Raw genomic sequence first — 13352 nt, 5'->3', positions numbered from 1 at the left:
GCCTCACGAACGAACCATGACGACACTTATTGTTAGTGATGGTTTCGAATATTCGCCCTCCGCCCATTCTTGCGGGCGCCTGAACAAGGCCGCGGTCATGCGTGAACAATGGGTGACGACCGCTCGTCGCGAAAGAGCCACCGCTCGTCGCGAATCGACCACGCTCATCGGAGCACCGGTACCCCGTTGCAACGTGGCGTGACTACGCTCACACCAGCGATCCGTCATCCCGTCGTGTCACCTTTACTCTGGGTTGATCCGCCGTCGAGAAGCGAAAGGCTCATTTCACTGATGTCCTCCACCACCGTCCAGGCGTTCCCGCCATCCGAAGAGTTCGCCGCGCAGGCCAACGCCAACGCCGAGATCTACGACCGTGCAGACGCGGACCGACTCGAGTTCTGGGCGGAGCAGGCGCGTCGACTCGATTGGGCCACCGACTTCACCGACACCCTCGACTGGTCGAACGCACCGTTCGCGAAGTGGTTCGTCGGAGGCAAGCTCAACGTCTCCGTGAACTGCGTGGACCGGCACGTCGCCGCGGGCAAGGGCGATCGCGTCGCCATCCACTGGGTCGGCGAACCCGGCGACACCCGCGACCTCACCTACAGCCAGCTGCTCACCGAGGTCAGCAAGGCGGCCAACTACTTCACCTCCATCGGCCTGCAGGCCGGCGACCGCGTCGCCATCTACATGCCGATGGTCCCCGAGGCCCTGATCTCGATGCTCGCCTGCGCGCGCCTCGGCCTCACCCACTCCGTCGTGTTCGCGGGCTTCTCCTCGGGCGCCCTGCGCTCCCGCGTCGACGATGCCGAGGCCAAGCTCGTCATCACCACCGACGGTCAGTACCGACGCGGCGAGCCCGCCCCCCTCAAGACCAACGTCGACGAGGCGCTGGGCACCGGCGACGACGCCGCGAAGTCGGTCGAGAAGGTCCTCGTGGTGCGTCGCACCAATCACGACCCCGACCTGAACTGGGTCGAGGGACGCGACGTCTGGTGGGAGGACACCGTCGACCAGCAGTCCGACGTCCACGAACCGGAGGCCTTCGACTCCGAGCACCCGCTGTTCCTGCTCTACACCTCCGGCACCACCGGCAAGCCCAAGGGCATCGTCCACTCTTCGGGCGGTTACCTGACCCAGGTCAGCTACACCTTCCACTACGTCTTCGACCACAAGGAAGGCCGCGACGTCTTCTGGTGTGGCGCCGACATCGGCTGGGTGACCGGCCACTCGTACCTCGTCTACGGGCCGCTCTCCAACGGCGCCACCGAGGTGGTCTACGAGGGCACCCCGAACTCCCCCAACGAGCATCGCCACTTCGAGATCATCGAGAAGTACGGCGTCACGATCTACTACATCGCCCCGACGCTGATCCGCACGTTCATGAAGTGGGGCCAGCAGATCCCCGAGGCCCACGACCTGTCGTCGGTCCGCCTGCTCGGCAGCGTCGGCGAGCCGATCAACCCCGAGGCGTGGAGGTGGTTCCGCGAGGTCATCGGCGGTGGCAAGGCACCGATCGTCGACACCTGGTGGCAGACCGAGACCGGCGCGATCATGATCTCGCCGCTTCCCGGCGTGACCGCGACCAAGCCCGGCTCGGCGATGAAGCCGCTGCCCGGCATCAGCGCGAACATCGTCGACGACCAGGGCAACCCCGTCGGCGCCGGCGAGCAGGGTTATCTCGTCCTCGATCAGCCGTGGCCGGCGATGCTGCGCGGGATCTGGGGCGATGAGGAGCGCTTCCGCGACACCTATTGGTCGCGTTTCGCCGAGCAGGGCTGGTACTTCGCCGGTGACGGCGCCCGCTACGACGAGGACCACGCCCTCTGGGTCCTCGGCCGCGTCGACGACGTGATGAACGTGTCCGGCCACCGCATCTCCACCGCCGAGGTCGAGTCGGCCCTCGTCGGGCACTCCGGTGTGGCCGAGGCCGCGGTCATCGGCGCCGCCGACGAGACCACCGGCCAGGGCATCGTCGCCTTCGTCATCCTCCGCGAGGGCGTCGAGAACACCGGCGACGAGCTGATCGCCGAGCTCCGCATGCAGGTGTCGGTGGAGATCTCCCCGATCGCCAAGCCGCGCGAGATCAACGTCGTGCCGGAGCTGCCCAAGACGCGTTCGGGCAAGATCATGCGCCGCCTGCTCAAGGATGTGGCCGAGGGTCGCGAGCTCGGCGACACCTCGACGCTCGTCGATCCGTCGGTGTTCGAGGCGATCCGCTCGAAGAAGTCCTGACGCTCGCGAGCCCGCTCCTCAGGGAGCAGGAACGACTGCGTCGATGCGCCGCCGGTGACAAGTTCACCGGCGGCGCATCGGGCTCTCGGCGGACTTTCACCGGCATCTCGCCGGGTGGGCCGCCACCTCGTGAGCCCACACATGGCAACATATGGCCATCAGCCGAACAACGGAGGATTCTGTGAGCCCCAACGAGCACGGCCTGCCCGAAGCGGGCCGGGACTCCGTCCCGTCGATCCCACTCTCGGACGCGAACGCCGGTCCCAACGGCGAGCCGAGCATCGGGAGCCTGGTCAAGGACGCCACCGCGAGCGTCTCGACCCTGTTCCGGTCCGAGGTCGCCCTCGCCAAGGCCGAGCTCGTCGGTGAGGCCAAGAAGGCCGGCGCGGGTACGGGTCTGCTGATCGTCGCCGGCGTGATGGCGCTGTACTCCAGCTTCTTCTTCTTTTTCTTCCTGGCCGAACTGCTCGACGAGTTCGTGTGGCGCTGGCTGGCGTTCCTGATCGTCTTCCTGATCCTCGTCGTGGTCACCTGCATCGCGGCGTTCGTCGGCTACATCTTCTTCAAGAAAGTCCGTGGACCGAAGAAGACGATGGAATCGGTCAACGAGTTGTCGACGGTGCTGCCCCACCGCGGCCCCGGCCATCCGCAGGCCCCGGCGCACCCGAGGATCCCTCCCGCCCGCGAGGGGTGAGTCTTGAGCGAGGCACCTGACCCGTCGAGCGTTCGTCTTCCCGGCGACTGGGAGCACCTCGACGTCCGCGCCAACGGTGTCCGGTTCCACGCGGTCGAACCGGCGGGGGTTCCCGCCGGCGACCGACCGCTCGTACTGCTGCTCCACGGCTTCGGCGAGTTCTGGTGGAGCTGGAGACACCAGCTGACCGCGCTCACCGAGGCCGGTTTCCGGGCCGTCGCGGTCGACCTCCGCGGTTACGGCGACACCGACAAACCGCCTCGCGGCTACGACGGCTGGACCCTGGCCGGTGACACCAACGGTCTCGTCCGCGCCCTCGGGCACACCAGCGCCACACTCATCGGCCACTCCGACGGCGGACTGGTCTGCTGGGCGACCGCCACCCTGCATCCCCGCGTCGTCGACCGGATCGTCGTGGTCGCGTCGCCTCACCCGCGGGCACTGCGTCGACGCGCGCTGCGTGACCGGGCTCAGCGGGAACAGTTCCTGAACCTCTTCCTGCGCAACCAGATCCCGCGCGTCGGCGAACGACAGGTCACCCGGGACGACGCGGCGTTCATCGCAGACTATTTCGCGCAGCGTTCGTCGTCGTCCTGGCGCTCCGGACCCGACTACGCGCAGACCGTCGAACTGAACCGGTCGGCGATGCTGATCCCCTACGTCGCGCACTGCAGTCTGGAGTACCGACGCTGGGCGTTCCGCTCCCAGTTCCGGCCCGACGGACTGCGTTTCATGGAGCTCATGGACCAGCGGCTACACCTGCCGGTCCTCGCCCTGCGCGGCCGCGACGACCCGTACATCCTCAGCGACGCCATCGCCGACGGCCGTCGGTGGGCGGCGCACCAGACCTACCGGCAGATCGAGGGCAGCGGGCACTTCGTGCACCAGGAGCAGCCCGCGGCGGTGACCGAGGCGATCCTCGAGTTCCTCCGGACCGAACCGGAGGCGACCAACGACGTGGCCACCGAGAAGGCGCGGCGGATCAGGCCAGCACGCACCTCTTGGTACTCACCCGCTCGCTTCGTCGCTCGGATTCGTCGAAGTCGGCGCGCACCTGACGGGCGGTGAGCACGAAGCCGGTCTCGTCGGCCACGTTCTCCGCCGCACCGAACACGACGCCGAGCACCTCGCCGTCCGAGTTGAGCAGCGGTCCACCGGAATTGCCCTGCCGGATCGATCCGCGCACGGCATAGACCTCACGCGTGACCTGACCGGACCGGTAGATGTCGTCGCCGGTGTGGTTGAACGTCGACCGGACACGTAGCGGGCTGACGTAGAACGGCCCGGCCTCGGGGAAGCCGAGCGCGATGGCGTCGTCGCCGGTCGACGCCGGCCGCGAGGCGAATCTCAGTGCGGGCGCGCGGAGGCCGGGGACGTCGAGGACGGCGATGTCGGTGTCGCTGTCGAAGAGGACGACCTTCGCGGGGAGCCGTGCCCCGGTGGAGGTCTCGACCTCGAGGCGTTCGGTGCCGGCCACCACGTGGGCGTTGGTCATCACGCGCTCGGGCGAGACGACGAAGCCGCTGCCCTCGAGGGCCTGGCGGCAGCTGGGCGCGACACCCTCGATCTTGACGACGCTCGGACGCGCCTGGCGGACCACGGGCAGGTCGGCCAGCGCCGGGTCGGGCGGGTCGACATTGGTCGACGGCGTGCTCACGAACGGGAACTTGGGAAGCCCGGAACTGTCGAGGAGCGCCTTGAAATCGCCGGGCAGATCGTTGACCCACTGCGGCGACAGCACCTCGACGCCGGTCAGGACCTTGGAGTCGCGTACCGCCCCGGCGATGGCCGGGTCGGCGGAACCGCGCAACGGGATCGCCAGCAGTCCCGCGGCCAGGAGCACGGCCACGACCTGCAGGATCGAGCCGACGCCACTGTCGATGGCCCGCAGTCCCGGCGACCGGATGCCGCCTCGCGCGGCCCGGCCCAACACCATGCCGGCCACCTCACCGATGACCACCAGCACGACGAGCACGGCAATCCCGACGAGCACCCGGACCTGCAGGTCGTCGAAACGCTCGATCAGATGCGGCGCAAGGAGCAGTCCCGCGACCGCCCCGAGCGCGACGCCGATGAACGCGAGCGCCGAGGCGACCGCACCGGACCGGTAGCCGCTGATCGCGGCGAGGAGCGCGATGCCGATGACGATGACGTCGACCCACGCGGACCCGGTCATCAGTTCGCACCGGGTCCGGCGTGGGCGTCGGGGTCGGTGGTCCCACGCGGATGGACCGCGCTGAAACCCGACTCCTGACGGTTGCCCGCACGTTCGATCATCTCGTCGAGCGGTCGGACATCGTTCTTGTCCCAGGGGCGGTCCCAGCCGGATGCATCGCTGATGGCCGCGATGAGTCCGCCGGTGAAGCCCCAGACCAGCAGACCGTCGACGAAGAAGGCCGGACCCTGATAGAGGCGGCCGCCCATCACCGAACGACGCACCTGGAAGCGGTTCTCGGGAGCGAGGAGCTCACGCAGGTTGATGCGGTCGACGCGGGCGGTCTCACCCGGATCGACGACCCTGACCTCGCTCGGCTCGCGCCAGTAGCCGATCACCGGCACGACGTCGAAGCCCGACGGCGGAACCGGGAAGGTCGGCAGGTTTGCCACGATGTGCACACCCGACGCGTCGAGACCGGTCTCCTCACGCGCCTCGCGCAGTGCGGTGCCTACCGGGAAGTCGTCGCCCGGATCAGCAGCACCTCCGGGGAAGGCGACCTGTCCGCTGTGCTGACGCAGGGTCGACGCACGTTCGGTCAGGAGCACCTCGGCGTCGGCGGGAACGCCGCCGGGATGATCGTCGGCGGCCTCCCAGGAACCGGAGAACAGAACCAGGACCGCGGCTGCGCGGCGGTCGCGCCGGAACATCTGGGCCCAACGGGTCCGGTCCCCGCCCCGATTGTTGACGCTCTCGGAGACAGCGCCGACGTCGCCGGTCATCGCATGCATCCACGGCGGGATCTCGTCGGGATGCACGAGCGGGCCGACGTGCGAGTCGTTGCTCATACGGTCACGCCCAGGTACTCCTCGACCGCGTCGGCGATCTCCTGCGGGCTGTCGAACACTCCGGGGTACACCTTGGCGATCGTGCCGTCGGGACGCAGGAAGACGGTCGACGGGAAGACCCGTGGCGCGGTGATGGCGGCGGCCACCCGGCCGTCGGGATCGAGCACGGACGGCAAGCGAACTCCGATCTCGGTGAGCAGTGTCAGCGGGAAGAACGGGTTGGTCCCGCCTTCCTTGGCATGGAGTGCCAGCACCGTGACGCGGTCGCCGGCACGAGCGGCGAACTCCTCGAAGTACGGCAACTCTGTCTTGCAGGGGCCGCACCATTGCGCCCAGACATTGACGACGAGGGGCTTTCCCGCGGTGGCAGCGCCGAGGTCGTACGGCGCGCCGGTCCCCAGACACGGTTCGACGATGCCGGCCAGCACCGAGTCCGGGTTCTCCGGCAGGCCCGTGACCGGGCAGTCGGCGAGCTCTGCGTCGGCCCGTGCCTGCGCCACGCGGGCCTCGTCGACCGGCGCGTCGAAGGGGCGTGGCCCGCTGACCGACGGCGGCGACCCGGTGGTCGGCGAAGGGGCGTCGCCGCGGGGCCAGATCGCGACGATGAGCGCGATCATCACGATGACGAAGACGAGGGTCCAGCGCGCAGCGGCCGGGAAGCGAGAGGTCGGCGGCGCGGGGGGTTCGGGGGAATCGGCGGGTTGCGGGGTCGCCGGTTCGGTGGCGTTGTCGTTCACGGGGCGGCGAGTCCCGCCAGTCGGAGCAGGTGCTCGGTCTCGGGGCCCTTGACCAGTGCGGCCGCCTCGGCCTTGTCCATCGGACCCGTGCCCACCGACGGGCAGTCCTTGGCGAGGATGCAGACCCCACACGCAGGCTTGCGGGCATGGCACACACGCCGACCGTGGAAGATCACGCGGTGGGACAGGTCGGTCCACTCCTTGCGTTCGATCAGTTCACCGACGGCGTGCTCGACCTTCACCGGGTCTTCTTCCTCGGTCCACTGCCAGCGTCGGACCAGGCGACCGAAGTGCGTGTCGACGGTGATCCCCGGGACCCCGAACGCGTTTCCGAGAACGACATTGGCCGTCTTGCGGCCGAACCCGGGCAGTGACACCAGGTCCTTCAACTTGTTCGGGACCTCACCGTCGTACCGCTCGACGAGGGCCTGGCCGAGTCCGATGATCGAGTTCGCCTTGTTCCGGTAGAAGCCGGTCGAGCGGATCATCTCCTCGAGTTCGGTGCGGTCGGCCTCGGCGTAGTCGCGGGCGGTGCGGTACTTCGCGAACAGCGCCGGGGTGGTCTGGTTGACCCGCACGTCGGTGCACTGAGCCGACAGGATGGTGGCGACCGACAGCTCGAGCGGGTTGGTGAAGTCGAGTTCGCAGTACACGTGCGGGAACGCGACCTTGAGGGTGCGGTTCATCCGGCGCGCGCGTCGGACCAGCCCGAGGTGGGTCTCCTGCTTGCGGGCCGGGGCCTGACCCACGGACGCAGCCTTACGTGCGCTCACGTGATTCAGGTTAGCGATGTCCTGCACGAACTCCGCTCACCACGGCCGTCGGTGGCCGCCCCGACCCGCACGCCCGAGCCCATCACCGCAGGTCAAGGGCGTTGCTCCGGTTCCGGTGTGAGCTACCCGGCTCAATCGGGCGAAATGAGGGACGCAACCTACGGTCAGGTAACAAGTCAGTGACGTCGCCTTGTCCGATGAGGATTCTGCGGGGTCGATTGTGTTTACTTGTCCCCATGCATGGTCTCGCAGCACTGCTGTTCCCGGCTGTACTCATGCTCTTCGCCATGGGCATGGACAAGTTGCAGGCCCGGGTCGACCGCGTGTCCGTCTCGAACGACGAGGTCGACGAATTCATCGACCGCACGGGGTCCCAGAACGCCGGCAAGCCGCCGCACGGTTCCGCGCCCGCCGAACTGCACGAGTTGCGGTTCCATCGCTTCGACCACGATCCGGCATCCGCCGAGCACGCCGCCTCGCCGCAGCGGGCCAGCTGATCCGCGAGCAGCAAGCGCACACCGTTCCCGACGCCTCTTTCTCGGTGTCGACAGCCCATCGGCGGCCGATGATCGTCGAATCGCCGCATCTAGTCCGTCAGACACACCCGTAATGCGCCGTCAGTGACCCATTCAACACCTATGCTGGTTCGCGGGGTAGCGTATCCAAGGGCGCGATCTCACACGTGGCTGTAGCAAAGATTTCGAGAAAGGTTCCCTAGGTGGAAGAAGTACTGGCGCGGGCAGGCATATTTCAAGGTGTCGAGCCTTCTGCCGTCGCGGCGCTGACCAAGCAGCTTCAGCCCGTTGACTTCCCTCGTGGACACGTCATCTTCCATGAAGGCGAGCCCGGTGACCGGCTCTACATCATCATGTCCGGCAAGGTGAAGGTCGGCCGTCGCTCCCCGGACGGTCGCGAGAACCTGCTGACGATCATGGGACCGTCGGACATGTTCGGCGAGCTCTCCATCTTCGACCCGGGCCCCCGTACCTCGTCGGCGACGACGGTGACCGAGGTCCGCGCGGTGTCGATGGACCGTGACGCCCTGCGCGCGTGGATCAAGGACCGTCCCGAGATCGCGGAGCAGTTGCTCCGCGTGCTCGCGCGTCGTCTGCGCCGCACCAACAACAACCTCGCCGACCTGATCTTCACCGACGTGCCCGGTCGCGTCGCGAAGCAGCTCCTGCAGCTCGCGCAGCGTTTCGGCACCCAGGAGGGCGGCGCCCTGCGCGTCACCCACGACCTGACCCAGGAAGAGATCGCCCAGCTGGTCGGCGCCTCGCGCGAGACCGTGAACAAGGCACTCGCCGACTTCGCCCAGCGCGGCTGGCTGCGCCTCGAGGGCAAGAGCGTCCTGATCGCCGACTCCGAGCGTCTGGCGCGCCGCGCACGCTGACCCTTCGTGACACTCGCTTCGCTCGTTCCTCAGGGAGCTAGTACGACGAGAGCCGCTCGTTCCTCAGGGACGAGCGGCTCTCGCACTTCTCGACCCATACTCGCCTACTGAGGTGCGAGCGGAGCGAGCCTAGATAGGGTCAGGCGTGCCGCAGATACTCCAGCTGCGCCTTCACCGACATCCGCGCGGCCGGCCAGAGCTTCTTGTCGACGTCGGAGTAGACCCGGCGCACCACCTTCATCGGCTTCGCCTCGTGGGGAGACACGCCCATGTCGTCGAGGGCGGCCACGATCTGGTCGATCCGCTCCTCGCGGTGGGCCTTGTAGAACCGGGCGACCGGCACGAGATCGGGATGATCGGGGCCGTGTGCGGGAAGCAGTGCCGCACCGTCACCTTCGACGATCAGCCGGTTGAGGGAGTTCAGGTAGTCGCGCAGCCCACCGTCGCTGGGGTCCAGTACGGTCGTGCCACTTCCCAGGATGGTGTCTCCGGTCAGCACCGCGCGCTGGTCGTCGTGCTCGACGAGGAAGCTCACCGAGTCGCCGGTGTGTCCGGGTGTGTGCAGCACGGTGATCCGCAGCCCCGCGATCTCGATGACCTCGCGGTCGCGTAGGGGTTCGGCGTTCCGGCAGAACTTGTCGAGACGCGCACGCACGGGCGCACCGGTGCGCTGGTGGAGACGCTTGACCCCACCGGTGTGGTCGAAATGCCGGTGGGTGATGAGGGTCAGTGCGACCCCGGGCAGTTCGGCGAGGCGTCGTGCGTGGTGCTTGTATTTCGGCGGGCCGGGGTCGACGACGACGCACTCGTCACTGCCCGGCGCCCGCAACACGTAGGTGTTGGTGCCGTCGAGTTCCATCATCCCCGAGTTGTCGCACAACAGAACCGAGGCGAAGGGCGTGACCTCCCGCAGCACCCCGTAGGCGGGGTGTGGGGGAACGGCATCGTCGGAGTCGCTCATGACTCCGAGCCTATCCATTGCCGGCGACCCGGGACACACTGCTCCGCGCATCCGACCACGGTGAGTCGATCCGCGGTCAGCTCTTACTGCGCCCCATGCCCTCGAAGACGTTCCACGACCGGTTGTCGTTCCGGACGTGCAGGTACCACGCGTAGTTCGCGGTCGTCGCGTACAGCGCACCGACACCACACGCGATGGCCAGGTCGAAGCTGCTCGGGACATTCAGGGTCAACAGCACGAAGTTGAACACGAGCGTCAGTGCGAACAGCATCAGACCCTTGCGCCACATACCCTTCACGGCGAAGTAGATCGGTCCGAAGAAGAACGCCAGTGGATTGAACGCGAGCCGCGCGCGCTGCCCGAATGACAGCCGCTTCATCGCCTCTCGGGCGGGCGGGTCGGCGGGCGGTCCGTAGGCGTCGTAGAAGGCGAACCGGCTGTGCCAGCTCGGCGGTACGGCCTGATCACGGATGGGCTGTTCGGAGAAGGTCATCTTTTCCTGTTCCTCGACCCCCGACGACCGGGGTACCTTTCACGGACTACTCATCGGCCGCCTCGTTCACGCCCTCGGCACTGCCGTCGCTCGAACTCTAGGCCATCGCCGCCTGTCGTCGCCCGCGCGCACCGTCGACGACGACGTATACCGCGGTGACGACAGCGATCGTCCCGGCACCGAGGACGAGAGTCGCGTAGCCGAAAGCTCCCACCACGACCCCGGCGAGCGCGCCCGCCCCGGCACCCGCGAGACTCATCGACGTGTCCGAGACCCCCTGTGCAGCAGCGCGTCTCGTCACGTCGACGGCATCGGTCAGCAGCGTCGACGCGGCAACCGTGGACGCCGACCATCCGATGCCCAGCACGACCAGCGCGGCGACCAGGCCGGCTTGCGAGTCGACGAAGACGAACCCGAGGACACAACTGACCACGAGCACCGCCTGGCCACCGAGTATCACCGGCACGCGTCCCGCACGGTCGGCGAGGACGCCCATGACCGGCGAGAGCGCGTACATCCCGGCGATGTGAGCGCTGATCGACAACCCCACGAGAGTCACCGACGCGCCACCGTGGTGCGTGTGGACGGGCGTCAGAGCCATCACCCCGACCATCAGCGCGTGTGCCGAGACCACCGCCGCCAACGCAGCTCGGGCGGAGGGGGATTGCACGATCGCCGAGAACCCATCCGCCAGAGACGGTCTCGACGTCGACTTCGGAGTCCCACGATTGGCCTCGATCAGCGGGTCGGGCCGCAGCCCGACGAGGAGTACTGCTGCGGCACACAAGCATCCGACGGCACCCAGCAGGAACGGACCTGCCATGTCGGCCATCCCGACCCATCCCGCGACCGTCGCCCCCAGCGGCACCAACGCGGGGCCGACGACGGCGCCGACCATCGTCATCCACACCACCAGCGACAGGTCTCGTCCGCGGGTCTCCGGTGCGGCCAGATCCGTTGCCGCGAAACGCGCCTGGAGGCTGACCGCGGTGCCCGAACCAAGTGCGATCATTCCGGCGAGCATCAGCAGGAACCGGCCCTGATCCACGCCGAAGGCCACGATCAGGGCACCCGTGGCGGCCACGAGCAGACCGGTGGTGAGCGCAGGTCGCCGCCCCCGCGCCGATGCCAGCGCGGCGAGCGGCAGACCGGCCGCCGCGGCACCGAGAGTCAGCACCGTGGCCGGCAATCCGGCCAGCGACTCGGTCCCGGACAGTTCCTCACCGAGGATAGCGCCGAGTGCCAGTGCCCCGCCCATGGACACGCCACCCAGGACCTGGACCAGGCACAGCAGGACGACGGTACGCCGCTGGATCGCGGCGTGCATCGGTTCGGCGACGGATTCACTCGGGGCGTTCACCCCCACAGCATCGACGTTCCGGCGCGACACCGCCACGTCATCTCAACCCGTGCGCCGCATGCGCAACGCGTTCAGGGTCCCGAGTGCACCCGCGGCCAGCGGGATCACCAGTGCCACCTGCAACGCCACCGGACGGACGTCGGTGTTGATCCGGATGATCTCGGCGCGGACTTCCGGTGGTTGTCCGGCGAGCAGCTCTGACAGTCGGGAGTTGCTCATGACCTGCGCGTCGTCGTCGAGCACCTGCGCGACACGTTGCTGCTCAGCAGGTTCCAGAACGGTGCTCGATTCCGACTCGGCGGTGAACCCGAACGCGAGAGACGCCAGCAGGACCGCACCCGCACAGGCCAGGCCGAAGGAGAGTCCGAACGAGCCGGCGGCGGAGTTCGTCCCGGCCGCCTCGCTCACCCGTTCTTCGCTCATCGGCCCCAGCGTGTAGTCGTTGAGTTGGGAGACGAGCAGTCCCAGCCCGGATCCGGCCACCAGGAGCGGGATGATCAGTCCCCAACCGAATTCGGCGCGGGGCACGATCGGGATCAGCACGGCGATACCCGCGGTGAGAAGCGCGAAGCCGAGGAGGACGATGGTCGACGCGGGCCGCTCGCCCGCCTTCCGGCCGGCGAGCAGCGCCACCGCGAACATGCTGAGCGACAAGGGCGCCAATGACAGGCCGGCCTGCATCGCGTCGTATTCGAGGACCATCTGCAGATAGATCGGCAGCGCGATCATGATGCCGCCCAGGGCGATCTGCTGGAGCAGTTGTTGACTCACCCCGATCCGGAACGGCTTGGAGCGGAACAGTTCCGGGTCGAGCAGGGTGGGCCGACCGGCTCGCCGCCGCCGGATCAGCCACCAGGTCAGACCCGCGAGCGCGGCGGCCCCGACCACCAGCAGTGCACCTACGGATTCCCCTCCCTCCTGCCACACCAGGATTCCGAGAACGATGCCACCCATGCCGATCACCGAGAGCAGGGCGCCGACGAGGTCGACGCCGCGCGGTCCGGTGAACTCGACATCGCGGACGAGTCCGATGCCGCACAACACGATCGCGATGATGACGACCTCGCTCAGGAACGCGAGTCGCCAGGAGAGGTAGGTCGTGACGAATCCGCCGAGCAGCGGGCCGACCGCCGCCGCGATCGCCGCAGCCGCGCCGACGAGGGCGTAGACCCGCTTCTGGTCGTCCCCGGCAAAGTTCCCGTGAACAAGGGACTGCATCGCGGGCAACAGGAGAGACGCCCCGATTCCGCCGATGATGGCCCAGAAGACGATGACGGTCGTCAGTCCCTGGGCGAACACCATCGCCATCGCGCCGACGGCGTAGCCGAGCAGACCGAGGACGTACGCGCGGCGCCGGCCGATGAGATCGCCGATCTTGCCGCCGATCAGGATGAACGCCGCTGACACCAGGGCTTCGAGCGCGATCGCCGACTGCACCCCGCTGACGGTCGTCCCCAGGTCTCGGACGACGGCCGAGATCGAGACGTTCATGACCGACGTGTCGACGACCAGCACGAACATCGCCATCGCGAGCAGGAGCGCGAGGACCCGTTGCTTTCCCGACAGCGGCGCGGCGGTACCGGGAACCGTGGCATCGGTCATTCCGCACCGCCTCGCCGGCCGGCCGGCGAAGCATCGGGTGACGCATGCGACCGACCCGATACCGAGGATAGGTCCGCGGGCGGCCCCCGGGTCGGCGTTCG

The 13352-nt window shown here is 68.1% G+C and carries 13 protein-coding genes; 5 read left to right on the top strand and 8 right to left on the bottom strand.

What is annotated here, in order from left to right:
• The first annotated feature begins 291 nt into the window (after positions 1-291).
• The 3 genes from acs (at position 292) to GKZ92_RS02345 (ending at position 3997) form a co-directional block, all read left to right on the top strand.
• Entirely contained in the window at positions 292-2235 is a 1944-nt protein-coding gene (acs, locus tag GKZ92_RS02355; protein WP_035754730.1) for an acetate--CoA ligase, read from the top strand.
• Positions 2236-2416: 181 nt separating this feature from the next.
• Positions 2417-2929, top strand: a complete 513-nt coding sequence (locus GKZ92_RS02350) for a phage holin family protein (protein WP_006359034.1) — start codon at positions 2417-2419, stop codon at positions 2927-2929.
• 3 nt (positions 2930-2932) lie between these two features.
• Positions 2933-3997, top strand: a complete 1065-nt coding sequence (locus GKZ92_RS02345; RefSeq protein WP_006359033.1) for an alpha/beta fold hydrolase — start codon at positions 2933-2935, stop codon at positions 3995-3997.
• Here the strand turns inward: GKZ92_RS02345 and GKZ92_RS02340 are convergent.
• From GKZ92_RS02340 to nth, 4 genes are read right to left on the bottom strand one after another with little or no spacing between them, the layout of a single operon-like run.
• Positions 3912-5105 carry a MarP family serine protease gene (locus GKZ92_RS02340; RefSeq protein WP_035754728.1) on the bottom strand — a complete coding sequence of 398 codons (1194 nt, stop codon included), beginning with the start codon at positions 5103-5105 and terminating at the stop codon, positions 3912-3914. The two genes, GKZ92_RS02345 and GKZ92_RS02340, sit on opposite strands and share 86 nt — an antisense overlap.
• The gene (locus GKZ92_RS02335) at positions 5105-5932 is read right to left on the bottom strand and encodes an NUDIX hydrolase (protein ID WP_035754726.1); all 828 of its coding nucleotides are present in this window, start codon (positions 5930-5932) and stop codon (positions 5105-5107) included. The genes GKZ92_RS02340 and GKZ92_RS02335 overlap by 1 nt, the downstream gene beginning before the upstream one ends.
• A complete protein-coding gene (locus GKZ92_RS02330) occupies positions 5929-6669 on the bottom strand; it encodes a TlpA family protein disulfide reductase (protein ID WP_006359030.1) in 741 nt (246 codons plus the stop codon). The genes GKZ92_RS02335 and GKZ92_RS02330 overlap by 4 nt, the downstream gene beginning before the upstream one ends.
• Positions 6666-7469 carry an endonuclease III gene (gene nth, locus GKZ92_RS02325; RefSeq protein ID WP_006359029.1) on the bottom strand — a complete coding sequence of 268 codons (804 nt, stop codon included), beginning with the start codon at positions 7467-7469 and terminating at the stop codon, positions 6666-6668. The genes GKZ92_RS02330 and nth overlap by 4 nt, the downstream gene beginning before the upstream one ends.
• A 209-nt stretch (positions 7470-7678) precedes the next feature.
• Here nth and GKZ92_RS02320 point away from each other — a divergent pair, with 209 nt between their 5' ends.
• Entirely contained in the window at positions 7679-7939 is a 261-nt protein-coding gene (locus GKZ92_RS02320) for a hypothetical protein (RefSeq protein ID WP_006359028.1), read from the top strand.
• Between the two features lie 221 nt (positions 7940-8160).
• Positions 8161-8835: a Crp/Fnr family transcriptional regulator gene (locus tag GKZ92_RS02315; protein WP_005194565.1), complete on the top strand. Its 675-nt coding sequence runs from the start codon at positions 8161-8163 to the stop codon at positions 8833-8835.
• 139 nt (positions 8836-8974) lie between these two features.
• Here GKZ92_RS02315 and GKZ92_RS02310 read toward each other — a convergent pair whose 3' ends face one another.
• The 4 genes from GKZ92_RS02310 to GKZ92_RS02295 form a co-directional block, all read right to left on the bottom strand.
• Positions 8975-9796 carry an MBL fold metallo-hydrolase gene (locus tag GKZ92_RS02310; protein WP_035754723.1) on the bottom strand — a complete coding sequence of 274 codons (822 nt, stop codon included), beginning with the start codon at positions 9794-9796 and terminating at the stop codon, positions 8975-8977.
• A gap of 76 nt (positions 9797-9872) precedes the next feature.
• Positions 9873-10289 carry a DUF2628 domain-containing protein gene (locus tag GKZ92_RS02305; protein WP_006359026.1) on the bottom strand — a complete coding sequence of 139 codons (417 nt, stop codon included), beginning with the start codon at positions 10287-10289 and terminating at the stop codon, positions 9873-9875.
• A gap of 97 nt (positions 10290-10386) precedes the next feature.
• Positions 10387-11616: an MFS transporter gene (locus tag GKZ92_RS02300; protein ID WP_230461942.1), complete on the bottom strand. Its 1230-nt coding sequence runs from the start codon at positions 11614-11616 to the stop codon at positions 10387-10389.
• 75 nt (positions 11617-11691) lie between these two features.
• Positions 11692-13251 (bottom strand): MFS transporter, encoded by a 1560-nt coding sequence (locus GKZ92_RS02295; RefSeq protein WP_006359024.1) that lies wholly within the window; start codon positions 13249-13251, stop codon positions 11692-11694.
• Positions 13252-13352: the final 101 nt, after the last annotated feature.

The sequence above is a fragment of the Gordonia sp. 135 genome (assembly GCF_009720185.1).
GTDB lineage: Bacteria > Actinomycetota > Actinomycetes > Mycobacteriales > Mycobacteriaceae > Gordonia > Gordonia alkanivorans.
This window is presented reverse-complemented; position numbering and strand designations above follow the sequence as displayed.

What these genes read in the sequence shown, in the direction of transcription:
- acs (WP_035754730.1), top strand. Translation starts at nt 292, where the DNA reads ATGTCCTCCACCACCGTCCAGGCGTTCCCGCCATCCGAAGAGTTCGCC.
- GKZ92_RS02340 (WP_035754728.1), bottom strand. Translation starts at nt 5,105, where the DNA reads ATGACCGGGTCCGCGTGGGTCGACGTCATCGTCATCGGCATCGCGCTC.
- GKZ92_RS02335 (WP_035754726.1), bottom strand. Translation starts at nt 5,932, where the DNA reads ATGAGCAACGACTCGCACGTCGGCCCGCTCGTGCATCCCGACGAGATC.
- GKZ92_RS02320 (WP_006359028.1), top strand. Translation starts at nt 7,679, where the DNA reads ATGCATGGTCTCGCAGCACTGCTGTTCCCGGCTGTACTCATGCTCTTC.
- GKZ92_RS02310 (WP_035754723.1), bottom strand. Translation starts at nt 9,796, where the DNA reads ATGAGCGACTCCGACGATGCCGTTCCCCCACACCCCGCCTACGGGGTG.
- GKZ92_RS02305 (WP_006359026.1), bottom strand. Translation starts at nt 10,289, where the DNA reads ATGACCTTCTCCGAACAGCCCATCCGTGATCAGGCCGTACCGCCGAGC.
- GKZ92_RS02300 (WP_230461942.1), bottom strand. Translation starts at nt 11,616, where the DNA reads ATGCACGCCGCGATCCAGCGGCGTACCGTCGTCCTGCTGTGCCTGGTC.
- GKZ92_RS02295 (WP_006359024.1), bottom strand. Translation starts at nt 13,251, where the DNA reads ATGACCGATGCCACGGTTCCCGGTACCGCCGCGCCGCTGTCGGGAAAG.